Annotated in this window: 23 protein-coding genes and 1 tRNA gene; 13 read left to right on the top strand and 11 right to left on the bottom strand. The window is 67.4% G+C overall.

Annotated features, from left to right (window positions below):
- Nucleotides 1–19: 19 nt before the first annotated feature.
- Genes VGN82_RS25195 through map form a run of 3 tightly spaced genes read right to left on the bottom strand, consistent with a single transcriptional unit; the run spans nucleotide 20 to nucleotide 1,988 of the window.
- Nucleotides 20–373 (bottom strand): DUF488 domain-containing protein, encoded by a 354-nt coding sequence (locus VGN82_RS25195; RefSeq protein ID WP_327529812.1) that lies wholly within the window; start codon nucleotides 371–373, stop codon nucleotides 20–22.
- On the bottom strand, nucleotides 370–1,167 hold the full coding sequence (gene radC, locus VGN82_RS25200) for a RadC family protein (protein ID WP_327529813.1): 798 nt from the start codon (nucleotides 1,165–1,167) through the stop codon (nucleotides 370–372). The genes VGN82_RS25195 and radC overlap by 4 nt, the downstream gene beginning before the upstream one ends.
- On the bottom strand, nucleotides 1,164–1,988 hold the full coding sequence (gene map, locus VGN82_RS25205) for a type I methionyl aminopeptidase (RefSeq protein WP_327529814.1): 825 nt from the start codon (nucleotides 1,986–1,988) through the stop codon (nucleotides 1,164–1,166). Before map ends, radC begins: the two co-directional genes overlap by 4 nt.
- A 153-nt stretch (nucleotides 1,989–2,141) precedes the next feature.
- On the opposite strand from map, the gene VGN82_RS25210 reads away from it, so the two are divergent.
- From VGN82_RS25210 to gpt, 4 genes are all read left to right on the top strand, one after another.
- Nucleotides 2,142–2,999 (top strand): FkbM family methyltransferase, encoded by an 858-nt coding sequence (locus VGN82_RS25210; protein WP_327529815.1) that lies wholly within the window; start codon nucleotides 2,142–2,144, stop codon nucleotides 2,997–2,999.
- A gap of 138 nt (nucleotides 3,000–3,137) precedes the next feature.
- The gene (locus tag VGN82_RS25215) at nucleotides 3,138–3,905 is read left to right on the top strand and encodes a competence/damage-inducible protein A (RefSeq protein ID WP_327529816.1); all 768 of its coding nucleotides are present in this window, start codon (nucleotides 3,138–3,140) and stop codon (nucleotides 3,903–3,905) included.
- A gap of 301 nt (nucleotides 3,906–4,206) precedes the next feature.
- Nucleotides 4,207–6,033 (top strand): methyl-accepting chemotaxis protein, encoded by a 1,827-nt coding sequence (locus tag VGN82_RS25220; RefSeq protein WP_327529817.1) that lies wholly within the window; start codon nucleotides 4,207–4,209, stop codon nucleotides 6,031–6,033.
- Nucleotides 6,034–6,168: 135 nt separating this feature from the next.
- A complete protein-coding gene (gene gpt, locus VGN82_RS25225; protein WP_327529818.1) occupies nucleotides 6,169–6,678 on the top strand; it encodes a xanthine phosphoribosyltransferase in 510 nt (169 codons plus the stop codon).
- Nucleotides 6,679–6,712: 34 nt separating this feature from the next.
- On the opposite strand, the gene VGN82_RS25230 is transcribed toward gpt, so the two are convergent.
- Nucleotides 6,713–7,627, bottom strand: coding sequence for a DMT family transporter (locus tag VGN82_RS25230; RefSeq protein ID WP_327529819.1), 915 nt, complete (start codon nucleotides 7,625–7,627; stop codon nucleotides 6,713–6,715).
- Between the two features lie 149 nt (nucleotides 7,628–7,776).
- Nucleotides 7,777–8,979 carry a Zn-dependent hydrolase gene (locus tag VGN82_RS25235; protein WP_327529820.1) on the bottom strand — a complete coding sequence of 401 codons (1,203 nt, stop codon included), beginning with the start codon at nucleotides 8,977–8,979 and terminating at the stop codon, nucleotides 7,777–7,779.
- Between the two features lie 176 nt (nucleotides 8,980–9,155).
- On the opposite strand from VGN82_RS25235, the gene VGN82_RS25240 reads away from it, so the two are divergent.
- The 4 genes from VGN82_RS25240 to VGN82_RS25255 all read left to right on the top strand — a co-directional run bounded on the left by VGN82_RS25240 (nucleotide 9,156) and on the right by VGN82_RS25255 (nucleotide 14,515).
- Nucleotides 9,156–11,987: a phosphoenolpyruvate carboxylase gene (locus tag VGN82_RS25240; RefSeq protein WP_414644388.1), complete on the top strand. Its 2,832-nt coding sequence runs from the start codon at nucleotides 9,156–9,158 to the stop codon at nucleotides 11,985–11,987.
- Between the two features lie 97 nt (nucleotides 11,988–12,084).
- Nucleotides 12,085–13,665 (top strand): AMP-binding protein, encoded by a 1,581-nt coding sequence (locus tag VGN82_RS25245; protein WP_327529821.1) that lies wholly within the window; start codon nucleotides 12,085–12,087, stop codon nucleotides 13,663–13,665.
- A 28-nt stretch (nucleotides 13,666–13,693) separates the two neighbouring features.
- Nucleotides 13,694–14,362: a DUF1190 domain-containing protein gene (locus VGN82_RS25250; RefSeq protein ID WP_327529822.1), complete on the top strand. Its 669-nt coding sequence runs from the start codon at nucleotides 13,694–13,696 to the stop codon at nucleotides 14,360–14,362.
- Between the two features lie 66 nt (nucleotides 14,363–14,428).
- A tRNA-Leu gene (locus VGN82_RS25255) sits at nucleotides 14,429–14,515 on the top strand.
- A gap of 18 nt (nucleotides 14,516–14,533) precedes the next feature.
- On the opposite strand, the gene VGN82_RS25260 is transcribed toward VGN82_RS25255, so the two are convergent.
- Nucleotides 14,534–15,145, bottom strand: a complete 612-nt coding sequence (locus VGN82_RS25260; protein ID WP_327529958.1) for a DUF938 domain-containing protein — start codon at nucleotides 15,143–15,145, stop codon at nucleotides 14,534–14,536.
- Nucleotides 15,146–15,356: 211 nt separating this feature from the next.
- Here VGN82_RS25260 and VGN82_RS25265 point away from each other — a divergent pair, with 211 nt between their 5' ends.
- The 3 genes from VGN82_RS25265 to chrA all read left to right on the top strand — a co-directional run bounded on the left by VGN82_RS25265 (nucleotide 15,357) and on the right by chrA (nucleotide 18,976).
- Nucleotides 15,357–16,619 (top strand): hemolysin family protein, encoded by a 1,263-nt coding sequence (locus VGN82_RS25265; protein ID WP_327529959.1) that lies wholly within the window; start codon nucleotides 15,357–15,359, stop codon nucleotides 16,617–16,619.
- 134 nt (nucleotides 16,620–16,753) lie between these two features.
- Nucleotides 16,754–17,572 carry a sulfurtransferase/chromate resistance protein gene (locus tag VGN82_RS25270; RefSeq protein ID WP_327529823.1) on the top strand — a complete coding sequence of 273 codons (819 nt, stop codon included), beginning with the start codon at nucleotides 16,754–16,756 and terminating at the stop codon, nucleotides 17,570–17,572.
- Between the two features lie 9 nt (nucleotides 17,573–17,581).
- Nucleotides 17,582–18,976, top strand: a complete 1,395-nt coding sequence (chrA, locus tag VGN82_RS25275; protein ID WP_327529824.1) for a chromate efflux transporter — start codon at nucleotides 17,582–17,584, stop codon at nucleotides 18,974–18,976.
- A gap of 9 nt (nucleotides 18,977–18,985) precedes the next feature.
- On the opposite strand, the gene VGN82_RS25280 is transcribed toward chrA, so the two are convergent.
- The 4 genes from VGN82_RS25280 to VGN82_RS25295 form a co-directional block, all read right to left on the bottom strand.
- On the bottom strand, nucleotides 18,986–19,303 hold the full coding sequence (locus VGN82_RS25280) for a hypothetical protein (RefSeq protein WP_327529825.1): 318 nt from the start codon (nucleotides 19,301–19,303) through the stop codon (nucleotides 18,986–18,988).
- Between the two features lie 87 nt (nucleotides 19,304–19,390).
- On the bottom strand, nucleotides 19,391–20,569 hold the full coding sequence (locus tag VGN82_RS25285; RefSeq protein ID WP_327529826.1) for an FAD-dependent monooxygenase: 1,179 nt from the start codon (nucleotides 20,567–20,569) through the stop codon (nucleotides 19,391–19,393).
- 107 nt (nucleotides 20,570–20,676) lie between these two features.
- Nucleotides 20,677–20,928, bottom strand: a complete 252-nt coding sequence (locus tag VGN82_RS25290; protein ID WP_327529827.1) for a zinc-finger domain-containing protein — start codon at nucleotides 20,926–20,928, stop codon at nucleotides 20,677–20,679.
- A gap of 73 nt (nucleotides 20,929–21,001) precedes the next feature.
- Nucleotides 21,002–21,985 (bottom strand): heparan-alpha-glucosaminide N-acetyltransferase, encoded by a 984-nt coding sequence (locus tag VGN82_RS25295; protein ID WP_327529828.1) that lies wholly within the window; start codon nucleotides 21,983–21,985, stop codon nucleotides 21,002–21,004.
- Nucleotides 21,986–22,098: 113 nt separating this feature from the next.
- Here VGN82_RS25295 and VGN82_RS25300 point away from each other — a divergent pair, with 113 nt between their 5' ends.
- Both VGN82_RS25300 and cysE read left to right on the top strand, forming a co-directional pair.
- Entirely contained in the window at nucleotides 22,099–22,866 is a 768-nt protein-coding gene (locus VGN82_RS25300) for an alpha/beta fold hydrolase (protein WP_327529829.1), read from the top strand.
- Nucleotides 22,867–23,053: 187 nt separating this feature from the next.
- Nucleotides 23,054–23,902: a serine O-acetyltransferase gene (cysE, locus tag VGN82_RS25305; RefSeq protein WP_327529830.1), complete on the top strand. Its 849-nt coding sequence runs from the start codon at nucleotides 23,054–23,056 to the stop codon at nucleotides 23,900–23,902.
- Nucleotides 23,903–23,962: 60 nt separating this feature from the next.
- Here cysE and VGN82_RS25310 read toward each other — a convergent pair whose 3' ends face one another.
- Nucleotides 23,963–25,333 carry a serine hydrolase domain-containing protein gene (locus VGN82_RS25310; protein ID WP_327529831.1) on the bottom strand — a complete coding sequence of 457 codons (1,371 nt, stop codon included), beginning with the start codon at nucleotides 25,331–25,333 and terminating at the stop codon, nucleotides 23,963–23,965.
- Nucleotides 25,334–25,404 lie beyond the last annotated feature (71 nt).

Below are 25,404 nucleotides of genomic sequence, written 5' to 3' on the forward strand. Positions count from 1 at the left end.
GGGCCGGGGCGGTCGGTGATCAACCCCGCTCTGCAAGCCAGAGCTTGAGCGCGACGGCGTTGTTGTGTTCCTCGTCGCGCGCTGCGTACAGCAACGTCACCGGGCCGGCAGCCAGCCGTTCGTCGAGGACTTCGAGCGCGGCCCTCGCCGGCGCGGCGCCGAGCTCGGCGGCATAGGCAGCACGGAACGTGTCCCAATGCTCCGGCTGGCCGTGGAACTGCCGCCGCAGGTCGTCGCTCGGTGCGATGTCCTTGAGCCAGAGGTCGATTCGATCTTTCGAAACGCCGCGCGGCCACAGCCGGTCGACCAGGATGCGCGTGCCGTCCGTTTCCGCCCGCGGTTCGTAGACACGCTTGAGCGAAGGCTGCGTCATATCAGGCCGAGTCCGCGAAAACTGGCATGGCCGTCACGACCGACGATGACATGGTCATGGATCGCAATGCCGAGAGTCTTCGCGATATCAACGAGGTCGCGCGTCATCTTCACATCGGCACCGGAGGGCGTCGGGTCGCCCGAGGGATGGTTGTGGACGAGAATGACGGCCGAAGCCGACAGCTCCAGCGCCCGGCGCATGACCTCGCGGGGATAGACTGGCGTGTGATCGACCGTACCGGTCTGCTGGACCTCGTCGGCGATGACCGCATTCTTCTTGTCGAGGAAGAGAATGCGGAACTGCTCGCGCTCGGCGAAGGCCATCGTCGTGCGGCAGTAGTCGAGCACGGCAGACCAGGACGACAGCACTGTGCGCTTGGCGACGGCGCCCCGGGCCATGCGCTGCAGCGCCGCCTCGACAATCTTGAGGTCGAGTGCGACACCGGCGCCGACCCCCTTCACTTCGGTCAGGCGCGCGGCCGGCGCGCCCAGCACCTCGGCGAAGGAGCCGAAGCGCCGTATCAGCTCCTTCGCGAGCGGCTTGACGTCGCGCTGCGGAATCGAGCGGAACAGCAGGAGTTCCAGCAGTTCATAGTCGGGCAGGGCATCCGTGCCAGCTTCCTGGAAGCGGGCGCGAAGACGCTCGCGGTGGCCATGGTAATGCGCCGGCTCGGGAGGCGGGGCGACAGCAGCTGCCTGAGACGGGGCGGAGGGCGGTGCCGTTCCGGCATCGCCGAACAATCCGGGCGCGGGCGGCGCGGAACGTGTCCGGCGCTTGCCCGCTTCCGCCGTCATTTCGCGGCGAGCGGATTGTCGAAGCCGGCGGGCGAGAGCGTGAAGATCTCGCAGCCGGTTTCGGTCACACCGATCTGATGTTCGAACTGCGCCGAGAGCGAGCGGTCGCGCGTCACGGCCGTCCAGCCGTCGGAGAGCACCTTCACGCCGGGTTTGCCGAGATTGATCATCGGCTCGATGGTGAAGACCATGCCGGGCTTCAGCTCGATGCCTTCGCCGGGGCTTCCGTAATGCAGGATATTCGGTGCATCGTGGAAATGCTGGCCGATCCCATGGCCGCAGAAGTCACGGACCACCGAGCAGCGCTCGGCCTCGGCGTAACGCTGGATGGCGAAGCCGATGTCGCCGGTGGTGTTGCCGGCACGCACGGCCTTGATGCCGCGCAACAGGCATTCATAGGTGATCTCGACCAGCCGCTCCGCCTTGCGCGGAATTTCGCCGACACCGTACATCCGGCTTGAATCGCCGTGCCAGCCGTTCACGATCAGCGTGTAGTCGATGTTCAGGATGTCGCCCTCGCGCAAAGGCTTGTCATCGGGAATCCCGTGACAGACGACATGGTTGATCGAGGTGCAGATCGACTTGGTGTAGCCGCGATAGAACAGCGTCGCCGGAAAGGCGCCGTTGTCCATGGCGAACTGGAAAGCGAGGTCGTCAAGGCGCTGCGTGGTGACGCCCGGCTTGACGTAGCTCCCGAGCATGTCGAGGCCTTCGGCCGTCAGGCGGCCGGCCTTATGCATGGCCGCGAAGGCCTCGGGTCCATGAATCTTGATGGCGGGCTCGCGCATGCGCGTGCGCCCAGTTGTTTCGTCAAATGTCATCTGGCTTCGTCAAAGGTCATTTTCGCCGCGCAAGTCCTCGCCGACCATATCTATTGGGTTTGGTCCGGCGCGCAAGGGACCTGGAGCAGCCCGGACCGCGGCGTGATCGCCCGGCTGGCGCCGGGGCGCGGCCGGGTGTATCAGGCTGGCGCAATGGCCATCATCGAACAGTCTCAGGCGGAGGAAAAGCCTTACGGCACCTTCGCGCCTCGGCGCGGGCTCGCGCGCATCATCGCCTGGACGCGCCGTGCGTCCGACACTTTCCTCGGGCGCAAGATCGCCTATGCGCTGCGCCGGCTCGGGCTGCGCACCCTCGAAGGCCGCCCCGTCGACATCGAGTCGCTAGGCGCGCGGATGCGGCTCTATCCCGATGGGAATGTCTGCGAGAAGCGCGTCCTGTTCACGCCGCAGTACTTCGACACGCTGGAGCGCGGATTGCTGGCCGAGCGCCTGCGCGACGGCTTCCGCTTCATCGATATCGGCGCCAATATCGGAGCCTACTCGCTGTTCGTGGCGGCCAAGGCCGGCCCCAGCGCGCGCATCCTTGCGGTCGAGCCGCAGCCCGAGGTCTTCGCGCGGCTCTCCTTCAACATCGCCCAGAACCCGTTCGGGACGGTCAAGGCAGTCGCCTGCGCGCTGGCCGACAAGCCTGGCGAACTCACGCTCTTCATCGATCCGACGAACCGGGGTGAATCGAGCGTTCGCATCCTGCGCTCCAGCGTCGGAACGGCGGTGCGGGTGCCGGCGATGACGCTGCTCTCGCTCGTGCAGAACGAGGGCTATGAGTGGCTGGACGCGATCAAGCTTGATGTCGAGGGAGCCGAGGACCTGATTCTGGAACCCTTCCTGCGCGACGCGCCGGAGAGCCTGTGGCCGGGCTTCATTATCATCGAGGATTCGCGCCAACGCTGGCAGAGCGACCTGCCCGCGCTACTCGCGCGCAGCGGCTATACGCTGCTGGCCCAGACGCGCCTCAACCTCGTCTATGAACGTAAGGCCAAGCGGGGCTGACGCAGGCCTCGCCGGCGCCTTGCGCCATGCATGACCGCAGTGCCCCTAGCGCCGCTTGAGCCGGCGCCTGCAAACCCCTAGCTCTAGTCGCTGAGCGGCGGCGCGAAGATCGCCCGCCGCCGGAGCCAGGAGCCGGGAATGACCGCGAACGACCAGACATCCGCTCCGGCGATCGTCACAGCCGCGATCCTCGTCATTGGCGACGAGATCCTGTCCGGCCGGACCAAGGACAAGAACATCGGCTACATCGCCGAGTACTTGACCAATATCGGCATCGAACTGCGCGAGGTCCGCATCGTCGCCGATGTCCAGGAGGATATCGTTGCGGCCCTGAACGCACTCCGCTCCCGCTATGGCTATGTCTTCACCACCGGCGGCATCGGGCCGACGCATGACGATATCACAGCGGATTCGGTGGCGGCCGCCTTCGGCGTCTCGATCGACCATGACCCGCGCGCCATCGCAATGCTGTCCGAGCGCTTTCCGCCCGACCAACTCAACGAGGCGCGGCTGCGGATGGCGCGCATTCCGGCCGGTGCAGACCTCATCGCCAATTCGGTCTCGAAGGCGCCGGGCTTCAATATCGGCAATGTCTATGTGATGGCCGGCGTGCCCTCTATCATGCAGGCGATGCTCGACGTCGTCGCGCCGACGCTGAAGACCGGCGTCAAAATTCTCTCTGACACGGTCCGGGCGGGACTGCGCGAGGGCGACATCGGAACGGCGCTGGCCGAGGTGGCAAGGGCCCATCCGGATGTCTCAATCGGCTCATACCCCTTCTTCTCGGAAACGGGACCGGACACGAATGTGGTTGTGCGGTCGCGAGATGCCGAAAAGTTGAGTGCGGCGATGGTTGCTGTCACAACCATGCTGCAATCCGAGCGGGCAAAAGCGGAACATCTTTAGGCTATATAATGCAACCAAAGCGAGAATTATACAACTATATCCTTTGTGATCGGTAATTCTATTTTATTCGAGCGCTGAATTCATTTAGGTAAGGCTCAATTTGGCTTTGAGTATTATTTATTGATATGTGTATTATTTGGTTTTCGAGTAATTGAAAGAATTCATCAACCACTTTGGCTCAATCTCGACTGGTCGTTGATTCGATTTCGGGCGCCGTCGCATAGCGGTGCACCCTCCTCGGAGCGGGCGGCGGGTCGTCGAGACAGCACACGTCGATGCGGTCTCATGCCAGGGGGTACAGATGGGCTTCTTCTCGAATCCATTTGCCGGCCGTCGCTCGGGAGGACAGATCGCCGCGATCAACCGGTCGCAGGCGGTCATCGAGTTCGGTCTCGACGGCCGGATTCTCGATGCGAACGAGAATTTCCTCGCGGTGACCGGCTATTCGCTGGCCGAGGTGAAGGGGCAGCACCACAGCCTGTTCATGCCACCCGGCGAGGCCGATACCGCCGCCTACAAGCAGTTCTGGGCCGATCTCGGCCGGGGCGAGTTCGTGCGCGGCCAGTTTCTGCGGCACGGCAAGGGTGGGCGCGAGGTCTGGATCCAGGCGAGCTACAACCCGATCATGGGAGCGAGCGGCAAGCCGGTCAGCGTCGTCAAATACGCCTTCGACGTGACCGAGCAGAAGAATCACCAGGCGGATCTCGAATGCCAGCAGCGGGCCATCGACAAGGCCCAGGCCGTGATCGCGTTCGACCTGACCGGCAAGGTGCTGCACGCCAACGAGAACTTCCTGGCGGTGCTCGGCTACACGCTGCCGGAAATCGTCGGCCAGCATCACCGCATGTTCGTTGATCCCGTCGAGCGCGAGTCGGCTGCCTACAAGGCCTTCTGGGAGCGGCTTGGCCGCGGTGAATACGAGGCGGCGCAGTATCGCCGCATCGCCAAGGGCGGCCGCGAGGTCTGGATCCAGGCGAGCTACAACCCGGTTATGGATGCGCGTGGCCGGCCCTACAAGGTCGTGAAGTTCGCCACTGACATTACGGCGAGCTTCAAGGGCAAGCAGCTGGAAGCGGCCGTCCAGGAAACCGGCGCAGTCATCGCGCGGGCCAAGAACAAGGACCTGACCGGGCGAGTCGGGCTCGACGGCAAGAGCGGCGAGGTCGCGTCCCTGTGCAGCGGCGTCAACGACCTGCTCGACACGATGGCTGAAGTCGTCGGTTCGGTGCGCGAGATTTCCAGCCGCATCGACGGGGCTTCGAACCGGATTTCCGCCGACAGCGCGCAATTGGCCCAGCGGACGGAGGCGAATGCGTCGAGCCTCCAGGAGACCGCCGCCACGACCGAGGAGCTCGCGGCTTCGGTCAAGCACAGCGCCGGCAATTCCCGCATGGCGGTCGCGCTTGGCCAGGAGGCGAGCCATGTCGCGGAGCGGGGCGGGGCGATCGTGAGGGAAGCGGTCGGGGCGATGGAGCGCATCGAGAAGGCCTCGTCGGGCATCTCGGAGATCATCGCGATGATCGACGAAATTGCCTTCCAGACCAATCTGCTGGCCCTCAACGCCGCCGTCGAGGCGGCGAGGGCGGGCGAGGCCGGCCGTGGTTTCGCCGTCGTCGCCTCCGAGGTGCGGGCACTGGCCGCTCGCTGCAGCGAATCCGCCAGCGGGGTCAAAGCGCTGATCGCCAATTCGACGCAGCAGATCCAGGCTGGGGTCGGGCTGGTCAAGGATGCCGGCGTGACGCTCGGCGAGATCGAGGAAGCGGCTTCGAAGGTCGCCGCTACGGTCAACGAGATCTCGGCGGCGACGACCGAGCAGTCGAACGGCATCGAGGAAATGGCCCGCACGGTTGCGCATATGGACGAGTTGACGCAGCAGAACGCGATGTTCGCCGATCAGAGCGCGAAGGTCGCGCAGGATCTGCAGCGCGATACGGCGGCTCTGAATGGGATGGTCGCGTCCTTCACGCTCGATCGCGCCGCCGGGCAGGGCTTGGCGGCTCGCGTGACCTCCGAGATCAGGACGCAGTCGCCGCATCTCGAGCGGGTTCCGGCCGTCGCGTTGCGTTCCCCCGTTTCGCCGAGGCGTCACGCCGCAGGTGGCGACACGGCGGGCTGGGCGGAGTTCTGAGAGGTTCAGGAGCCGCTTTCAGGGGATGGCGGGCGCGCTCCCTCTTGCCAGCGCGCCGTCGATAGGGTTTTCGGACTGATCAGGGGCGCCGTTCGTCAAGGAACACTTGGCCCATCATCAGCCGGAGCCGACATCATGGCCGAACCGACGTCCAACAAGGCCTTCCCGGTTTCCTGGGACCAGTTTCATCGCGATGCCCGGGCGCTCGCCTGGCGGCTAGCGGAGAAGGGGCCGTTCGAGGCGATCGTCTGCATCACCCGCGGCGGGCTGGTTCCGGCCGCGATCATCTGCCGCGAACTCGGCCTGCGGCTGATCGAGACGGTCTGCGTCGCGAGCTACCACGACTACAAGAACCAGTCGGAGCTCAAGGTCCTCAAGGACGTCGCGCCCTCGATCAAGGCGATCGGCGACGGCAAGGGGCAGGGCGTCCTCGTCGTCGACGACCTCACCGACACCGGCAAGACCGCCCGCGTTGTCCGCGAGATGCTGCCCAACGCGCATTTCGCCACGGTTTATGCCAAGCCGGCCGGCGTTCCGACGGTTGACACCTTCGTGACCGAAGTCAGCCAGGACACCTGGATCTATTTCCCCTGGGATATGGGGCTGTCCTATGTCGAGCCGATCGCCAAGGATCACAAAGGCTGAGATCCGCGAGGGCTAACGGCTCGGGGCAGGGCGCTCAGCGCGCCCTGAGCGCCACGCTCATCCCCGCGATCACCAGCAGCATGCCGGCGATCTCAACGGCAGAGGGATATTCGCCCAGCAGCAGGATGCCGGCGAGCGCCGTGACGACCGGGTTCAGCGGCAGGAACAGCGTCGCGCGGGCGGCTCCCAGCAGCTGCACCGCTTTCGTATAGAGAAACAGCGCGGCGACGCCGACGAGCGCACCCTGATAGATCGCCTGCAGCGCAATCGCCGGCCAGGCCACATCGCCGAGCCGCACCGGCATGGTCAGCGCGAAGACCGGCAGGACGATCAGCGAGAGCAGGCAGGTCGCGATCGTGACCTCGACGGCGTCCGTGCCCCAGCGCCGCGCCAGCAGGCCGAAGACCGACCACATCACCGCATTGGCGACGAAGAAGAGATCGCCGATCCAGGCGCTGTCCTGCGCCCCTTGCGGCCGGAAGGCCTGCCAGGCGAAGGCGGCGATGCCTGCCAGCACGAGCGCGAGCCCGAGCATGCGCCGGGTGCCGGGACGCTCGCGCGTCACGGCGAAGACGAGCGCGACCGTCATGACAGGAATGAGGCCGGGCACGATGACCGAGGCGTGCAGGGCTGGCGCGAAGGCGGCGCCGGCGACCAGCACCAGCGCGTAGGGCGCTCCGGCGAGCGCGGTCAGGATGAGCGAGCGCCGCCAGCCGAGCCTGCCGAAGGGGAAGGGCCTCATCCGTCGCAGCGCCAGCGGCATGAGGATCGCAGAGGCGACGACAAAGCGCAGGATGGTGACGTCAGCTGCGGTCATGCCATCCGCAACCGACTGACGCGAGACGACGGCCTGCACGCCCCAGATCAGACTGGTCAGCAAGCCGCAGCCGATGCCGAGCCAAAGGTTGCGGCGCGCCGTCGCGGCAGCAGGGGAGGCGGATATTGTCACGATGGGCCTGCGCGATGTGGGGTGGCCTGGGCATGATCTACCGCTGCCCGGTGGCCGCTCCTATGGCGCGCAGAGGCGCCGCTGGGCAAGGGGAGACGGCCCGCGCCAGCGTGGCGAGTGCAGATGCCCGATCGGTCCGGGAGCGGGATTCAGCTCGCGAGGAAGCGCTCGGCGGCGCGGTGCAGCACCTGCAGGCCCAGGGCGAGGTCCTCGTCCCGCGTGTCCTCGGTCCAGTGATGCGAGATGCCGCCGATCGAGGGCACGAAGAGCATCGAGGCAGGCATGCGCCGCGCCAGGACCTGCGCGTCATGGCCGGCTCCCGATGGCATGGTCTGCCAGGCTGCGGGGGCGAGCTCTTCCGCTGCCTGCGACAGCGCCTCCATCATCCCCGGGTCGCACAGCGCCGGCACCATTTTCGAAACCGGCGTGAGCGTGATCTTGCAGCGCTCGCGGCGGTTCGCCTCCTGCACCAGCGCGCGCAGGCCTGTCTCCAGCCGCTCCAGCACCGGCACCGAGACGTCGCGGAACTGGAAGAGGACCTCGGCACGGCCGGGAATGATGTTGGGCGCGTCTGGATCGAGGCGGAAGCGACCGGTGGTCCAGGTCGTGCGCTCTCCGCAGATGCGCGGAAACTCCGCGTCAATCGCCGCGAGCAGCCGCACGGCGCTCAGCCCGGCATCCTTGCGCTCCGCCATGGTCGTGCCGCCGGCATGATCCTGCTGCCCCTCGACGACGATCCGCCACTGCCAGATCGCGACGATGCCGGTGACGACGCCGAGCCGCAGCCCTGCATTGTCGAGCTGTGTGCCCTGCTCGATATGCATCTCGTAGTAGCCCTTGTGCCGACCGGGCTCGAGCAGCCGGCGCGGCAGGCCCTCGAGCCCGGCGGCGCGCAGGGCGTCGCGCATCGGCGTTCCGTCGGTGCGGTTGCGGGCGCCGTCGATGGCCTCCTCCGAAATTTCGCCGATCAGCGACCGGCTGCCGGGCAGGCCGATGTTGAAATGGCCTTCCTCATCGGCGAAGGCGCAGACATCGACGGGCAGCCCCGCGCGCGCCAGTGCAATGCCGGCGACGACGCCGAGCGCGCCGTCGAGCCAGCCCGCCTCGTTCTGCGATTCGATATGGCTGCCGACGAGAAGATGCGGGCCATCGCCGCGATGTCGCCCATAGACATTGCCGATGCCGTCGATCGAGGCGTCGAGCCCACACTCGGTCAGCTTCGCGACGAGCCAGCGGCGGGCCTGCATGTCCTGCGGCGAATAGGTTGGGCGGTGGACTCCGGTCTTGAAGGTTCCGATCCCGCGCAGCTCGTAGAGGTCCCGCAGGAAGGCATCGGTATCGACCGGAGGCATGGCTGGATCGCTTTCAGGGAGGACATCGGAAGGGCAAACAGCGTGGCGCCGCTACGAGGCCTGCCACTTCACCTTGCGATGGCCCGTCGAGCAAGACACATGCCGCCGGCCGGGCTGGACCGGCTTGGCAAACCGGCCCGGAACTTGCCTCATGCGAAGGCAGGGAGGCGGGTGCCATGAACGACAGGGCGGAAGCTCCGATGGCGGAAGACGTGACCGTGGCGCTGGCCGCCAGGCTCCGGGACGAGATCGCGCAGGCGCGCAGCGATTCGCGCGAGGATCCCTTTGGCAATCCGGTGCTGCGGGTCACGCTCTGGCTGACGCGCCGGATGGACCGTGGCGAGCTCACCGTCGCGGCCGCGCAGGAACTCGTGCGGTTGCTCGGGCGGGAGGCGTTGCGGCAGCGGGCCGGGCGAGTCGCGGCCTATGTCGGCATGGAGGGCGACGGCGAGCCGGCCTTTGCCGCGCTGGCCGAGCAGATGGTGACCGAGGCGGCGAAGCAAGCCGATCCCTTCGAGAGTTTCAGGGAGGCGGTCGAGCGCGTTCGCTTTGCCGCAGTCTTTACCGCCCATCCGACCTTCGGCATGAGCCGGAAGCTGGCACATGCGCTGGCGGCGCTCGCTTCCGGCGATTCGGCCGGCGACAGCGTGATCGAGCAGGCGACGCTCTCTTTTCGGCCTGATGCGCGCATCACCCTGCAGGACGAGTTCGAGCAGGCGCGCTTTGCGGTCCGTCACGCGCGCGACGCGATCGACCGGCTCAACGAGGCCTTGCTGCGCGCGGCCAGTGGCCGCTGGCCCGAGCAGTGGCAGCGCCTCGTGCCGCGACCTGTCACCCTGGCCTCCTGGGTCGGCTGCGACACGGACGGGCGCACCGACATCGGCTGGTGGGACACGCTGCGCTACCGGCTGGAATCGAAGCGGGGCCAGCTCGTCCGCATCCTGGAGAAGCTTCCGGCGGTGCCCGCCACGGCCGAGGTGTGGGATCTGGTGGGGCAGGCACAGGCCGCCATCGAGCGGCAGCTTGCGCTGGCGCCGCCGATCTCGACGCAGCCCAGCCTGCCCGCTCTGCAGGCCTTCGCGCTCGCGCTGGTCAATGAGCGCGAAACGGCGCTGCCCGAGGCGTCGCGGCTAATCGCGGCGCTGGACGAAGCGCTCGCCAAATCCGACGACGACCACGTCACCATGGCGCTGTGTCTGGTCAAGGCGGGCTGCGTCGCCCATGGCGTGTCGATTGCGTTGCCGCATTTCCGGCTCAATGCCTCGCAGCTCCACAACGCCATGCGCGCCGTCATTCCGCTCGACGAGGAGCCGACCCAGCCGGCGCAGCGCCGGGCCTTCCTTTCGGCGGTCAACGCGCTGCTCGGCAAGGTCCAGCCGATCGCGGTCGATTTCGGCGCGCTGGCGGCGGAGCGCGCCTCGGCGACGCGGATGCTGATGACGATCGCCCAGATCGTGAAGCATGTGGATGGCAGCAAGGCGGTCCGCTTTCTCGTGGCCGAGACCGAGACCGGCTACACGCTGCTCTGCGCGCTCTGGCTCGCGAGCCGCTACGGCATTGCCGACCGCGTCGAGATCTCGCCGCTGTTCGAGACCTCGGATGCTCTGGAGCAGGGGCCGCGCATCATCGACGAAGCGCTGCGCAGCCCGCATTTCCGCGCCTATCTCAAGCGCCACGGACGCTTCTGCATCCAGTTCGGTTACTCCGATTCCGGCCGCTACATCGGGCAGATCGCAGCGACCTACTGGGTCGAGCGGCTGCGCATCCGGATCAGCGAGCTTCTGGTGCGCTACGATCTCGCCGATGTCGAACTGGTGATCTTCGACACCCATGGCGAGTCGGCGGGACGCGGCGCCCATCCGGCCAGCCTGACCGACCGCCTGGCCTATCTCGAACCGGCCTGGGCGCGGCAGGCGTTTGCGAAGGCAGGCGTTCGGACTGTGCGCGAGACCAGCTTCCAGGGCAGCGACGGCTACATGCTGTTCGGTACACGGCAGCTCGCCGGCGCGACGGTCGGCCGGATCGCGGAAGCCGTGCTCGGCCCGGCCAACCAGCCGGTGTCCGACCCAATCTATGACGAGCCGGATTTCGCGACCGAGTTCTTCCAGACCGTGCGCGAGGAGATGACCGCGCTCGTGGACGATCCCGGCTATGCCGCGCTGATCGGCACCTTCGGCCCGTCGCTCCTCGACAAGACCGGCTCGCGACCGGCGGCCCGACAGAGCGATGCCGGCGGGCCGACGCGCATCCGCCATCCCCGCGAGCTGCGCGCGATCCCCAACAACGCGATCCTGCAGCAGCTCGGCTGGCTGGCGAACAGCGTCCATGGCATCGGCCAGGCGGCTTCACGCGCGCCAGACCTGTTCAACGCGATGCGAGAGCGCTCCGACCGTTTCGACCGGGCTTACCGGCTGGCCGAACATGCGATGGCGGCAAGCGACCTCGACGTGCTGCGCGCCTATCTCGATACGCTCGACCCCGGTAGCTGGTTCGACCGGGCGCGGCGCACGGCGAAGGAAGGCCGCCGCGACGAACTGCTCGCCGTCGGCGATGCGCTCTCGCGGTTGGAACTGGCGCCGGCGCTGAGACGGCTGTTCTGGCGGCTGTCCTCGGATGCGCTGAAGCTCAGGACCGCTGCTGGGGAGACCCCGGAGATGCCGGTCAGGCTGGTCGCGCTGCATGCGATCAGGCTTGCGGCGATGCACGCCATCTGGCTGCGCGCTAGCCATATCCCGGATTTCCGGCCCCATGCCGGGCTGACGCGCGAGGCGCTGCTGGAGCGGCTGCTGCGACTCGACGTGCCGGCTTGCCTGGCCTTGCTGGGAGAGATCTTCCCGCTCAAACCCGACCCGACGATCGGGCTCGATTTCGGTGAGCCGCCCGGACCGCGCGAGGCTGGCACCTATGAGGCGCTGCATCGCGATGTGATCGCGCCGATGCGGGAGCTGTTCGACCTGCTACGGGAAATTTCAGGGGCTATCCAGCACGAGATCGGAGCGTTCGGCTGAGGATCAAGCGCGTTTCCGCGCATCGTTTCATTGCAACGTCAGCATATTGGCTTAAGTCAGGGGCTAAGAGGAACGCCTGCCGGGAGCCGAGCCAAGCATGGCCGACGCCGATCGAAACCTGCCCGTCTTCGATGAAGCGGGCGCGCGCATCACTCTCTTTGCGGCACTGCTGCAGGCGGTCTCGCGCCATGGCAAGGGCCGGATCGCCGTCGAGGACGCCGAGCGCAAGCCGCTGAGCTACGGCAACCTCGTGCTCGGGGCCCTGGTGCTGGGACGCAAGCTGGCGGCCCAGACGACGGAGAGGGAGCGTGTCGGCGTGCTCCTGCCGAATGTTCAGGCGATGGCGGTGACGCTGTTCGGACTCACGGCCTTCGGGCGCGTGCCAGCGTTGCTGAACTTCACGGCGGGGGTCAAGAACCTGCGGGCCGCCGGCGAACTCGCCGAGCTCAGGACGATCGTGACCTCGCGGCGCTTCGTCGACCAGGCCAAGCTCGACGATGAGCTTGCCGCCTTGGGAGAGGGCAGGCGGATCATCTATCTCGAGGATCTGCGCAAGCAGATCACCAGTCTCGACAAGGCATTGGGCGTGCTGGCGAACTTCGCGCCCGGGCTGGCGATGCGCCGCTACCAGGCCCGGCCCGACGAGCCCGCCGTCGTGCTCTTCACCTCCGGCACCGAGGGCAAGCCCAAGGGCGTGGTGCTGAGCCATGCCAACCTGGTCTCGAATGCCCGCCAGATCTTCGCACTCGCGGCGGGATTCCTGTCCGAGCGGGACATCGTCATGAACCCGCTGCCTGCCTTCCACTCCTTCGGCCTGACGGCAGGGCTGCTGATGCCGCTGCTCAGCGGCATGAAGGTCGTGCTCTATCCGAGCCCGCTGCACTACAAGCAGGTGCCTAAGCTGATCGGCGAGACCGGCTGCACCTTCCTGTTCGCAACCGACACGTTCCTTCAGGGCTATGCTCGCGCCGCCGACCCCGACGATCTCAAGAGCGTGCGTTACGTCGTGGCCGGCGCTGAGCGCGTCAAGCCGGATACGCGGCGCCTGTGGGAGCCCTACGGCACCACCATCCTCGAAGGCTATGGCTGCACGGAATGCTCGCCGGTGCTGGCCTGCAACACGCCGGTCGCGATGCGCGAGGGCAGCGTCGGGCGGCTCCTGCCCGGCATCGAGGCGCGGCTCGAACCGGTCGAGGGCATCACCGAGGGGGGCAAGCTCCGTGTGCGCGGGCCCAATATCATGGCCGGCTATCTCAGCGCGGACGAGCCAGGCAGGCTCCTGCCGCCGGATGACGGCTGGCACGACACTGGCGACATCGTCACGCTCGACGACGGCTTCGTCGTCATCAGGGGGCGGGCCAAGCGCTTCGCCAAGCTCGGCGGCGAGATGGTGTCTCTGGCGGCGGTGGAAACGATGATCGCCGGGTTGTGGCCGGACCAGAACCATGTCGTCGTGGCGCTGCCGGATGCCCGCAAGGGCGAGCAACTCGTGCTCGTCACCGAGAAGCCCGATGCCGAACGCGGCGCGCTTCACGAAACCGCCAAGGCGCAGGGCTTCCCGGAGCTGTGGATGCCGCGCGCCATCCTCGTGACCAATTCGATTCCCGTGCTCGGCAACGGCAAGATCGATTACGCAGCGACGCTGGAACTCGCCAAGTCCCGGCGGGCGCTGCTGTAAAGCCACAATCATGATGATGTTGCACCGCATGATCGTGACCTCCGCCGCTTCGCTCCTGCTGGGCCTGCGGGCCGCCGCGCTGGCGCCCGCTTTCTTTCTGGCCGCTCCGGCCGATCTCGCGGCGCAGACGCGAGGGGCGGTCCAGGGCGCCGTCTATGAGCGGCGCGACGAGTGCATTGGAGCCGGCCTGCTCACGGCCGAGCAATGCGAGTTCGCCTATCGCAACGCCCGCGCCGAATTCGAGCAGAAGGCTCCGCGCTACGCCTCGCGCGCGTTGTGCGAGCGCAGCCACAAGCGCTGCGGCGCGCAGATGGTCACGGCCGGCGGTTGGGAGAGCTTCGGCAAGGGCGGCGCGACCTATGTCCCGCGCTTCATCGCGGTCCGCGTGACCGGCGAGGGCGCGGCGCGCCGGGCCTGGCCGGTGATCGAGGGAAAGGGCGGCACCGTATTTGCCGGTCGGCCGGTGACGGAGCTTCAGGACAAGGTCGCCGGCCGGCAGGGCACGGTCGGCCTCGCCGCCTCGCGCGGGCATGGCCATGGCGGGCAGCAGCCGAGCGGACCTTACGTGAAGCGAGGCGACCGCGACGACACGGTACGCGTGCCGATGCAGCAGAAGCCGATCGGCTCGGATGTGGCGCCGGGCCTCTATGTCGATCCGGACGGAGTCGAATGGTACAAGCCCGCGCGGCGGAACTGAGCTTCTGCCGATAAGCCGCTGCGGCGCTTGCGCATTGCCGGTCCGCCCGCTACCGCTCTCCATCAGGCGGACGTGGCGAAACTGGTAGACGCAAGAGACTTAAAATCTCTCAGCCGCAAGGCTATGCGGGTTCGATCCCCGCCGTCCGCACCATCCTCTTCGAGCCGAGGTTTAGCGCTCGGAACGTCTCCTGAAGATCACGCTCAGGTTGTTCGCCGCCATCTCGATCACCTCCGGCGCACCGAAGCCCGCTGCCGCTGCCAGCGCCGCGACGTCTTCCAGTTCGCGCAAGCCCCATTCCGGATCACGCTCGCGCAGGCTGGCATCGAACGCCGCGTTGCTGGGCTCCAGCGGGCGATCCGGGCGTTTGAACGGGCCGTAGAGGATCAACGGCCCGCCCGCCGGCAACAGCCGGCCGGCATGGCGTACCAGGCCCTGTGCCGCCGACCAGGGCGCAATGTGGATCATGTTGATGCAGAGGATCGCATCGGGGGCGCAGGAGGGCCAATCTTCGGCGGCGGCGTTGATCTGGAGGGGCGGCAGGATGTTGTTGGCGCCGCGCTGCGCCGTCCACGCGCTGATGCTGGCGAGCGCGTCGGCGCTCGGGTCGCTCGGCTGAAAGGCGAGGGCGGGCAGCGCGGCGGCAAAATGGACCGCATGTTCGCCGGAGCCGCTGGCGATCTCGAGCACCGTGCCGGTCGTCGGCAGCACCTCGCGCAGAACCGTAAGAATGGCGTCACGGTTGCGGGCGGCGGCAGGTGCGCGCAGGCGCTTGTCCTCCAGCGGAGGCTGCTTCGAGGGTTCCCACGGCGTCGCTCTGTCTTCGGTCATGCTCGCGGCATCCTCGGCGCATGCTCGGGGCATCCTTGCACCCTCGCAAATTTTTTGCGCTGAGCCATCGCCATAACCGTGGCATCCGCTATAAGAAAGGCTCGAAGCGGGCCGCCAACAGTGCGGTCTTGCATGACACGGACTGGTTTTGTTAACCGAAATACTGATCGTCGTGGCCCTGACCGTGATCAACGGTCTGCTCGCCATGTCGGAACTCGCGGTCGTCTCGTCCCGTCCGGCCCGACTCAAGGTTCTCAGCGATCAAGGCAACCGGGGCGCCACCACCGCAATCCGCCTCGCCGACAATCCGGGCCGCTTCCTCTCCACCGTGCAGATCGGCATCACGCTGGTCGGTGTGCTCTCGGGCGCCTTCTCGGGCGCGACCTTGGGTTCGCGGCTGTCGGAATGGCTGATGACACAAGGGCTTACGCCGGCGATGGCGGACGGCGTCGGCGTCGGCGTCGTCGTCGTCGCCATCACTTACCTGTCGCTGATCGTCGGCGAACTCGTGCCCAAGCAGATTGCCTTGCGCGATCCCGAGCGGGTCGCGGCGCGTGTCGCGCCGGCGATGTCGCTGCTCTCCAAAATAGGTGCGCCGCTGGTGTTGCTGCTGGATGTGTCGGGCAAGGCGGTCCTGGCTTTGCTCGGCCACAAGGGCGAGCCCGAGGAGAAGGTCACGGAAGAAGAAGTCCGCACGATCATCGCCGAGGCCGAGACCGCCGGCGTGCTGGAGCGCGACGAGCGCGAGATGATCTCCGGCGTGATGCGCCTCGCCGACCGTTCGGCACGGGCGCTGATGACGCCGCGCCGCGAGGTCGAGGTGATCGACCTCGCCGACAGCGCCGACGAGATTCGCGAGCAGCTGCGCGCCACGCGCCGTTCGCGCCTGCCCGTGCAGGAAGGCGAGGCGGATTCGATCATCGGCGTCGTCGTGGTCAAGGAGCTGATCGACTTCCTCTCCGTGGGCGAGAAGCACGACTTGCGCGAGCTGGTGAGCGAGGCGCCGGTAGTGATGGATACAGCAGGCGCGCTGCATGTCCTGCGCGAGATCCGCTCCTCGCGGGTCCATATGGCCCTGGTCTTCGACGAGTACGGCCATTTCGAGGGCATCATCACGCCCGGCGACGTGCTCGAGGCGATCATCGGCGCCTTCCAGGAGGAAGAGGAAGACGAGCCGCCAATCGTCACGCGCGAGGACGGCTCCTGGCTGGTTGCCGGCTGGATGCAGGTCGATGAATTCTCGCATGAACTCGGGATCCATATCCCGCGCGATGCCGATTTCCAGACCGTTGCCGGCTTCATCCTGGCCGAGATGAACCATCTGCCCAATGTCGGCGAAGCCTTCGAGAAGGGGCATTGGCGCTTCGAGGTCGTCGATCTCGACGGCCGACGGATCGACAAGATCCTGGTCAGCCGGATCGACTGAGCCCGCCACATGCTGCGTTGACGGGCACCGGAGCGTCGTGATCTAATCCTCGGCAAGGGGTTCAATCGCGACGACCCCGTGAGGCTTCGGCCCAAGGCTCGCGTCCAATATCCTCGGTCTCAGGATGGACGCTCATGTCTTCCAACATCTCGATCAGCGCTGCCCAACTGTCCCGGCTCGTCGGCCTGCCCGATGCGCCCGTCATCATAGATGTCCGCATTCCGGAGGATGTCGCGGCAGATCCGCGCCTGCTGCCTGCCGCGGACAAGCGTTCCCATGGCGATGTCGCGGCATGGGCGGGCGCTTATGCCGGCCGGCGCGTCGTCGTCGTCTGCCAGCGCGGCCTGAAGCTCAGCGAAGGCGTGGCCGCCTGGTTGCGCCATCATGATGTCGCCGCCGAAAACCTTGCCGGCGGGTTCGAGGCCTGGCGAGACGCCGGCGGCACGCTGGTTCGCAGCGATGCCCTCCCGCCGCGCGATGCCTCCGGGCGCAGCGTCTGGGTGACCCGGACGCGGCCGAAGGTCGACCGGATCGCCTGTCCTTGGCTGATCCGGCGCTTCGTCGATCGCGAGGCGGTATTCCTGTTCGTCTCGCCCTCAGAGGTCGCGGCCGTGGCCGAGCGCTTCGATGCGACACCGTTCGACATCGACGGCGTCTTCTGGAGCCATCGGGGCGAGCGTTGCACATTCGACATCATGATCGAGGAGTTCGGGCTCGCCGGCCCGGCCCTCGACCGGCTGGCCGCGATCGTGCGTGCCGCCGATACCGCCACGCTCGAGAACGTTCCGCAGGCGTCCGGATTGCTCGCCGCTTCGCTGGGGCTGTCACGCATGTTCAGGGATGATCTCGCACAGCTGGAGGCAGGCATGCTGCTCTACGACGCGTTCTATCGCTGGTGCCGTGATGCGAGCGAGGAAACGCACAACTGGCCCGCTGGGCCGGCGACGTCATAGGGGGCCGCCATGACCGTCATGACGACCGACGGGGGCATCGACGTCCCCACGACACTGCCGACGCTGTCCGAGGCGACGCGCGTCTGGGCGCGCATCGGTCTGCTCTCCTTCGGGGGACCGGCCGGGCAGATCGCCCTGATGCACAAGGAGCTGGTCGAGGAGCGCCGCTGGATCGGCGAGGAGCGGTTCCTGCATGCGCTGAACTATTGCATGCTGCTGCCTGGCCCGGAGGCGCAGCAGCTCGCGGTCTATATCGGCTGGCTGATGCACCGGACCATTGGCGGGCTGATCGCCGGGCTGCTCTTCATCCTGCCCGGCGCGCTGGTGATGCTGGGTCTGAGCATCCTCTATGTGCTCTACCGGCATGTGCCGCTGGTCGATGGCCTGTTCTTCGGGGTCAAGGCCGCGGTGCTGGCCGTGGTGATCGAGGCCGGGCTCAGGATCAGCCGGCGTGCGCTCAAGAACAGGGCGATGGTGGCGATCGCGATCATCGCCTTCGTCGCGATCTTCCTGTTCAAGGCGCCGTTTCCGGCGATCGTCCTGGCTGCCGGCATCATCGGCTGGATCGGTCACCGTTTCGCGCCCCGGCTGTTCGGGGCGCAGGCCGGTCATGGCAAGGCGGGTCCCGACGTGACAGGTATCGTCGATGTTCTGTTCGCGCGTGGCGAACTCGCCCATGTGCGGCCGAAGCGCGCCAAGGCGCTGCGGACCATCGCGATCTGGCTGCCGCTCTGGCTCGGGCCCGTGCTGCTGCTTTGGCTCTGGACCGGGGGCGGCAGCGTCTGGACGCAGCTCGGCAGCTTCTTCAGCACGATGGCGGTAGTAACGTTTGGCGGGGCCTATGCGGTGCTCGCCTATGTCGCTCAGGCCGCCGTCGAGACCCATGGCTGGCTGCTTGCGGGCGAGATGATCGACGGGCTCGGTCTTGCCGAGACCACGCCCGGCCCGCTCATCCTGGTGCTGCAGTTCGTCGGCTTCCTCGCCGGGTTCCGCGCGCCTGGAGACCTGCCGCCCTTGCTGGCGGGCAGCCTCGGGGCCCTGTTGACCTTGTGGGTCACCTTCGCGCCGTGCTTCTTCTGGATCTTCCTCGGCGCGCCCTATGTCGAGGCGCTGCGCGGCAACCAGGCTCTCTCGGCGGCATTGGGGGCGATCACCGCGGCCGTCGTCGGCGTGATCATGAATCTCGCCTTGTGGTTTGGGCTGCACGTTTTGTTCAGGCAGGTGCGACCGCTGGAGATCCTCGGCCTCTCGCCGGATTGGCCCGTGCTCGCCTCGCTCGACTGGCGGGCGGCGCTGCTGTCAGCGGCTGCGATGGTCGCGATGCTGCGCTTCAAGGCCGGGATGATCCCGACGCTCGCGGCCTGCGCCATCGCAGGCGTTGTCCTGACACGATTTGCGCCGTGACGACGGCGCTCAGCGGCGGGGCGGCTCGCCCTGGTCGATGATGCGGTACTCGGCGTCGATGATCTCGACGTGCCCGGCCTGACCGCGCTGCTGCGGAAAGGGTGCGGACGGGTCGATCCCTGCTGCCTTCATCTTGCTGCGCAGGCGCCAGACGGCGATCGCACCGGCCACGGCGACGACGGGGATGAGGATCAGGGCGAGGCTCGCGGCGATCAGGAACAGCACGATGCCGACGGCGAGGCTCGCCGCCATTGCGAGCCAGGCGGCCCAGCGTGGCATTTGGGCGGTCCGGCCGCCGAGCTGTTCGTAGAGATTGACGCGGATCATGACACCTTCATCCGATTGCAGATCATCGGAAGCTAGGTACGAAATGCGGCGAAGACGAGATCACCCAAGGTCAAGTCTTCTGGATTTTCACGCATCGCGCCAGTCGTAGAGCCAGCCATAGCGCTTGCGCAGCCCCTCCGCGCCGAGGCGCCGCAGGCCGATGTCGCGCCCGATGTTCCAGGGCCAGCCGAGATGGTAGGTCCGGCCATTGCTGCGGCTGGCTTCCTGGACGCGCGCCGCCCGGGCCGCCCGCGCTGCCGCATAGGCCGCCATCGCGGCCGGGACGCCGGGTGCGCCCTCGGCCTGCAGTCGCTCCGCCAGCAGACGGGCGAGAACGGCGGCATCCTCGATCGCGAGCGAGGCGCCCTGCGCGAGGAAGGGCAGGACCGGATGGGCGGCGTCGCCCAAGAGCGCGATGCGCCCCTTTGCCATGGCCGCGGGCTTGCGGTCGAACAGCGACCAGACCTGCCAGCCCTTGGCCGATGACACGAGCTCCCGCAGCGCCTGCGAGCCGCCGGCGACATGCTCCGCGAGGACCTGGGTATCGCCGTCGCGCGACCAGCCCTCACGGGCCTGCTTCGTCGGCCGGATCACCACCACATTGGTCTCGCGGCCGCCTGCGACCGCGTAATGGACCATGTGGCGACCCGAGCCGAGATGCAGGCTGACGCGTGGCTTCTCGGCCTTCGAGCCGGGCGCCAGCGCGCGCCAGGCCTCGTAGCCGGTGAAGACCGGGGGGGAGGTGTCGCCCGTCAGGTCGCGGACCTGCGACCACAATCCGTCCGCGCCGATCAGGCCAAGCCCCTGGATGGTCTCGCCATTGCCGCTCTGGCCGGTGAGGGCGACCGAGACGCTGGTCTCGTCCTGGGCGATCTCGTGCACGGCCCGCCCGACCATGAGGCGGATATTCGGCATGGCGCGGGCGGCATCGAGCAGCACTGTGTGCAGGTCGTTGCGCTTCAGCATCCGGAACGGCGTCGGCAGCCGTTCGGGATGCTGCGGCATCTCGAGCAGTTGGGTGCCGTCGCTCCAGCGGCGGATCAGCAGGCCGTGCGAACTGACGCTGACGCGTTTCAGTGGCAAGGTCAGGTCCAACTCGTCGAGCACGCGTCCGGAATTGGGGCTGATCTGCAGGCCGGCGCCCAGTTCGCCGAAACCGGTCCGCTTCTCGATGACGGTCGCGGAGATGCCACGGTGGGCCAGGGACAGGGCCATGGTCAGCCCGCCGATCCCGGCGCCGGCGATCAGAAAATGAGGAGCGGACAAAGCGGAAGGCCTTCAGCACTTGGTTCAGATTGGGCGCGGGGGCCCCTCAGAACCCGCGCCGCGGATGCGGTTCCAGGCTGTACGGCCCGTTCTCGGGCCGGATTCCCTCAGGCCGCCTTGGACGTTTCGTGATGCGCGCATTCCGGCGGCGAGCAGGCGCCGGCCTTCAGCGAGGCGTCGTACTTGAACAGCGTCGAGCAATAGGGGCAGACGATCTCGTGGTCCGAACCCATGTCGAGATAGACATGCGGGTGGTCGAAGGGCGGCTTGGCGCCGATGCACTTGAACTCATGCGCGCCGACATGGATGACGGCTACGCCGGTGTCGTTGTGGAAATGCGGAATGCCGTGGTCGGCCATGTGCGTCGCTCTTAGCTCGTGATGTGGCCGCAAACTATCGCGCCAGGCGGCCCAGCGCCAGTGCGCGATTGCCTCAGCGCGGCTTCGATGGAGGCCGACAGGCCTGGGCCAGCTCGGTCATGCGCGTCCGCTCGGTTTCGCTCAGGCTGTTGTCGCGGACCTTGGGCCACAGGCTCTCGCGCTTCAGCGAATCGACCGTGCAGGCACAGAGCGGCTCGCATTCATTGCGATCGAAGCCGCCCTGCGCGCAGCTTCGCTGGCATGCCTGCATGAAGGGCTGTTCGTCCGCGACCGGCCGCATCGGCATGATCTGCAGGGCAAGCATCAGCAGGCCGATGAAGACGGGCTGGTGGACGAGATAGACCAGCAGGCTGTGGCGACCACCCCAGACGACGAGCCGTGCCGGCAGTGCCTTGGCCCGCCAGCCGGCAAGCGCCGAGCCTTCGATCCATGGCAGCGCCAGCCGGGCCAGCACGATTCCGCCGAGCACGCAGCCGAACCAGGGGAAGACCGGCACGAAATCGGCCGAGACCAGCGGGGCCCTGGAGAAGCCGAGCCAGGCCAGCCAGGGCTCGTCAAGCAGCGGGTAGGCGACGAACCGGGGCAGGGCGAAGGCGATGATCGCGGAGGCCGCCACGACCAGCACGGGCAGACGCAGGAAGGGAAGCGCCAGCACGCTCGCCAGTGCGACGTGATGCAGGATGCCGAAGAAGATGAAGCTCGATCGCATCGCGAAGAAGGTGGCGATCGTCACCACCGCGGCCGCGCCAGCGACCATGGCGAGCCGCTTCAGAAAGGCGCGGCGGTTCAGGCCCTTGCGTGTCGCCAGCACGAGGCTGACACCGACCAGCGTCAGGAAGGAGCCCGCGATCAACCGTGCGAAAAGGCGCCAGCCCGGTTCGTTCGGTACGTCGACGTCGGTCAGGCCGAAATCGGCGAGATCATAGGCGAAGTGGAAGACGAACATGGCGAGCAGCGCGAAGCCGCGCGCCAGATCGACGAATTCGAGGCGCGAGCGGGAAGGGGGCCGCGCTGCGGAGGAAGCGGCTTCACTCATGACGTGATCGGGCTCATGTCCGCCTTCATAGGCAGCTTGCGCCGGTGCGGCTACCCAAACCACGCTCGACATGGCACTGGGAGGCTTCGCCATTGCCATCACGACGGTTCGCCATGCAGAGCTTCTCATCCGACGGCGTCACGCTCGCTTTCATCGACCTCGCCCCGACGGGGGAGGTCGACCGCCACGAGACGATCATTCTCGTCCACGGCTTCGGCTCCAGCCACATGGTCAACTGGGTCAACACCCAGTGGACGAAGACGCTGACCCATGCCGGCTATCGCGTCGTCGCGCTCGACAATCGCGGCCACGGCCAGAGCGAGAAGCTCTACGACCCCGCCGCCTATTCCTCGCAGGTCATGGCCGAGGATGTGCGCAGGCTGATGGACCACCTCGACATCCCCCGCGCCTTCGTCATGGGCTACTCGATGGGGGCGCGGATCTCGGCGCATCTCGCGCTGGCGCATCCGCAGCGGCTGAAGGGGCTGCTGCTCGGTGGGCTCGGCATCCATCTGGTCGAGGGTGTCGGCCTGCCGCTGGGCATCGCGGATGCGATGGAGGCGCCGTCGCTGGACGTGCTCACCGACCCGATGCAGCGGATGTTCCGTGCCTTCGCTGATGCGACGAAAAGCGATCTCAAGGCACTCGCGGCCTGCATCCGGGGCTCGCGCCAGACCTTGAGCGTGGCCCAGGTCGGCAGCATCGCGGTGCCGACGCTCGTTAGTGTCGGCACGAAGGACGATGTCGCGGGCTCGGGGCCCGAACTGGCGGCGCTGATCCCTGGTGCCCAATCCTTCGACGTCGAGGGGCGCGACCACAACCTCGCCGTCGGCGACAAGAGCCACAAGCAGGCCGTGCTCGACTTTCTGTCGCGTTTGTGAGAATGATCGCGCTGTTTGGTGGCAATATGGAAAAGCGTGCGACGCCAATGTGTTGTCGACGGCAGCTCAAAGACTGAATCCGCCGCCTGCCACGTTGAATCAACTCGGCCCTGCAATCACCTTTGGTGCGAATGCCGCATCCGGTGCTAGTGTTTGCATCGCCGAACGACTTTTCCGGAGAACAACCATGTCGTCAGGGCGTTCCGTCGCCGAGGCACGCGATCATGCGACCGGGCTCGATCGTCTCGATCCCGTTTGGTCGCGGTTGCGGCGCGAGGCGGAGGCTGCGGTCGCCGCCGAGCCTTCGCTGGGTGGCCTGATCGTCGCCTCCGTGCTCAACCAGCCGAGCTTCGAGGCTGCGGTGGGCCATCGCGTCGCCGTGCGGCTGGGGCATCCGGCCGTTTCCGCCGACCTGATCGAACAGGCCTTTGCCGAGGCGCTGGCCGCGGATGAGACGGTCTCGCAGGGCATGCGGGCGGATGTGCTCGCCGTGCTCGACCGTGATCCGGCCTGCTACCGCGTCCTCGAGCCCGTGCTCTTCTTCAAGGGCTTCCATGCCCTGCAATGCCATCGCCTGGCGAATTGGCTCTGGCGGCAGGACCGCCGGGACTTCGCGCTCTACCTCCAGAGCCGTTCCTCGGAGGTCTTCCAGACCGATATCAACCCAGCAGCCAAGATCGGCAAGGGCGTCTTCCTCGACCATGCCACCGGCCTTGTCGTCGGTGAGACCACGGTGATCGAGGACGATGTTTCGATGCTGCAGGACGTGACGCTGGGCGGCACGGGCAAGCAGGGCGGCGACCGCCATCCCAAGATCCGCAAGGGCGTGCTCATCGGCGCGGGTGCCAAGATCCTCGGCAATATCGAGATCGGGCAATGCGCCCGGGTCGCGGCCGGCTCGGTCGTACTCTCGGCCGTGCCGCGCAACAAGACGGTGGCGGGCGTGCCCGCCAAGGTCGTCGGCGAGGCCGGCTGTGCCGAGCCGTCGCGCTCGATGGACCAGATCCTGTCGGGCGACAGCGGCGCTTACATCTGACCGGGCACAGGCCCGCCGCTGCCGTAAGCTGCTGCGGCGGCGGGCTTCTCCCGACAGCCGCTACGAATTCAGGTAGCGCTCCGTCATCTCCGCCTGCAGGGCCTCCTTCGCCACCAGCAGGCCGCCGCCAAGCCGGACCGATTCCACGCGGCCATCGGCGCCGCGGTTCAGCGTCACCGTTTCGCCGGGGCTGCTGAAGCCCGAGGCTCGCGCGATGCGCCCAGTGTCCTGCGTCTCGAAGGCGATCTCGGGAGCGTCCTGGAACGGCTCGAGCAGGGCCGGATTCGCGACGAGAACCTTGCCGGACATCGCCACCAGATCGTTGCAGCCCCACAGGGTCCACCAGCGGCCACTCCAGTCGGCGCGGTCGGCGGAGGCCGGGCCCTCCTCCTTGAACCGCCGGAGGATCGAGACGACGCCGTCGAGCCAGGGGTGTGCCAGGCCATCGATGGCGTTGGTCAGCACGGACACCGTCAAGTCCTGTTCGGGGAAGACGGCGGTGCGGGTGATGAAGCCCTGGAAGCCGCCGGAATGACCGAACCAGCGCCAGCCGCCCCGGCCGCCGGAGATCGTGCCGAGCCCGTAATGCCGGCCGAGCACGCTCTCGTCGTCGGCCCAGTGGCGGCGGCTCATCTCCCGGCGCGATAGGGGGGACAGGATGCTGGTCGATGCCGTGGGCGCGAGCTGCGCGAAATAGCGCGCGACATCGGCGGCGGTGGCGACGAAACCGGCGGCTGCGTCCATGGCATGGCCGGGGTTGTCGGCGGGAATGACGATACGCCGGTCCAGCGGCTGGCGCCCGCTATGGCCCTTCGCCATCGGCCTCGCGCCCCAGCCCTCGATGCCTGGCGTGGTTTCGAGGAGCCCGGCGGCGGCCACGACCTCCTGCGCGATCCATTCGGCATAGGGGCGCTCGGTCACCGCCTCGATGACGAGTCCGAGCAGCGCGAAGCCATGGTTCGAGTACTTGAAGCGCTGCGAGGCCGGCAAGGGTGGCGGTGCGGAGAGATCGGCCAGCAGGGTCGCCTTGTCCAGATAGGGGCGGCGGTCGGTGAACTGCCCGCTATCGGGCCCGTCGCGTGTCAGACCGGCACTGTTGGAAACGATCTGGCGCAGCGTCGCCGCGGCAATCTCGGGGTGCAGACCCGGCACATAGGTTCCGACAGCGTCATCGAGGCGAAGGCGCCCAGCCTCCGCCAGCTTCAGCAGGCCGGCGGCGGTGAAGCTCTTGGAATGGGAGGCGATGCGGAAGCCGTGGCGCGGCGTCAGGGCTTCGCCCGTCGCACGATCGGCCTGTCCGAACGCCGCCTCGAGCATGAGCCGGTCGCCCTGTGTGACCGCGATCGCGACGCCAGGCTGCAGGTGATGCTGATGCTGGAAGGCGAGCCAGGAAGAGACGTAGTCGAGGGCGGGGGCAAGCCAGGTCGTCATCGCCGGAATCCACAGTCAGCGTCGGGAGCGGTACTATGGCCGCCGGCGCGCCGGGCTGAAACCCCGGCCCG

Origin of the sequence: Allobosea sp. (assembly GCF_035999205.1) — a bacterium.
Lineage (GTDB): Bacteria > Pseudomonadota > Alphaproteobacteria > Rhizobiales > Beijerinckiaceae > Allobosea.

What these genes read in the sequence shown, in the direction of transcription:
- VGN82_RS25195 (WP_327529812.1), bottom strand. Translation starts at nt 373, where the DNA reads ATGACGCAGCCTTCGCTCAAGCGTGTCTACGAACCGCGGGCGGAAACG.
- radC (WP_327529813.1), bottom strand. Translation starts at nt 1,167, where the DNA reads ATGACGGCGGAAGCGGGCAAGCGCCGGACACGTTCCGCGCCGCCCGCG.
- map (WP_327529814.1), bottom strand. Translation starts at nt 1,988, where the DNA reads ATGACATTTGACGAAACAACTGGGCGCACGCGCATGCGCGAGCCCGCC.
- VGN82_RS25210 (WP_327529815.1), top strand. Translation starts at nt 2,142, where the DNA reads ATGGCCATCATCGAACAGTCTCAGGCGGAGGAAAAGCCTTACGGCACC.
- VGN82_RS25215 (WP_327529816.1), top strand. Translation starts at nt 3,138, where the DNA reads ATGACCGCGAACGACCAGACATCCGCTCCGGCGATCGTCACAGCCGCG.
- VGN82_RS25220 (WP_327529817.1), top strand. Translation starts at nt 4,207, where the DNA reads ATGGGCTTCTTCTCGAATCCATTTGCCGGCCGTCGCTCGGGAGGACAG.
- gpt (WP_327529818.1), top strand. Translation starts at nt 6,169, where the DNA reads ATGGCCGAACCGACGTCCAACAAGGCCTTCCCGGTTTCCTGGGACCAG.
- VGN82_RS25235 (WP_327529820.1), bottom strand. Translation starts at nt 8,979, where the DNA reads ATGCCTCCGGTCGATACCGATGCCTTCCTGCGGGACCTCTACGAGCTG.
- VGN82_RS25240 (WP_414644388.1), top strand. Translation starts at nt 9,156, where the DNA reads ATGAACGACAGGGCGGAAGCTCCGATGGCGGAAGACGTGACCGTGGCG.
- VGN82_RS25245 (WP_327529821.1), top strand. Translation starts at nt 12,085, where the DNA reads ATGGCCGACGCCGATCGAAACCTGCCCGTCTTCGATGAAGCGGGCGCG.
- VGN82_RS25250 (WP_327529822.1), top strand. Translation starts at nt 13,694, where the DNA reads ATGATCGTGACCTCCGCCGCTTCGCTCCTGCTGGGCCTGCGGGCCGCC.
- VGN82_RS25270 (WP_327529823.1), top strand. Translation starts at nt 16,754, where the DNA reads ATGTCTTCCAACATCTCGATCAGCGCTGCCCAACTGTCCCGGCTCGTC.
- chrA (WP_327529824.1), top strand. Translation starts at nt 17,582, where the DNA reads ATGACCGTCATGACGACCGACGGGGGCATCGACGTCCCCACGACACTG.
- VGN82_RS25280 (WP_327529825.1), bottom strand. Translation starts at nt 19,303, where the DNA reads ATGATCCGCGTCAATCTCTACGAACAGCTCGGCGGCCGGACCGCCCAA.
- VGN82_RS25290 (WP_327529827.1), bottom strand. Translation starts at nt 20,928, where the DNA reads ATGGCCGACCACGGCATTCCGCATTTCCACAACGACACCGGCGTAGCC.
- VGN82_RS25295 (WP_327529828.1), bottom strand. Translation starts at nt 21,985, where the DNA reads ATGAGTGAAGCCGCTTCCTCCGCAGCGCGGCCCCCTTCCCGCTCGCGC.
- VGN82_RS25300 (WP_327529829.1), top strand. Translation starts at nt 22,099, where the DNA reads ATGCAGAGCTTCTCATCCGACGGCGTCACGCTCGCTTTCATCGACCTC.
- cysE (WP_327529830.1), top strand. Translation starts at nt 23,054, where the DNA reads ATGTCGTCAGGGCGTTCCGTCGCCGAGGCACGCGATCATGCGACCGGG.
- VGN82_RS25310 (WP_327529831.1), bottom strand. Translation starts at nt 25,333, where the DNA reads ATGACGACCTGGCTTGCCCCCGCCCTCGACTACGTCTCTTCCTGGCTC.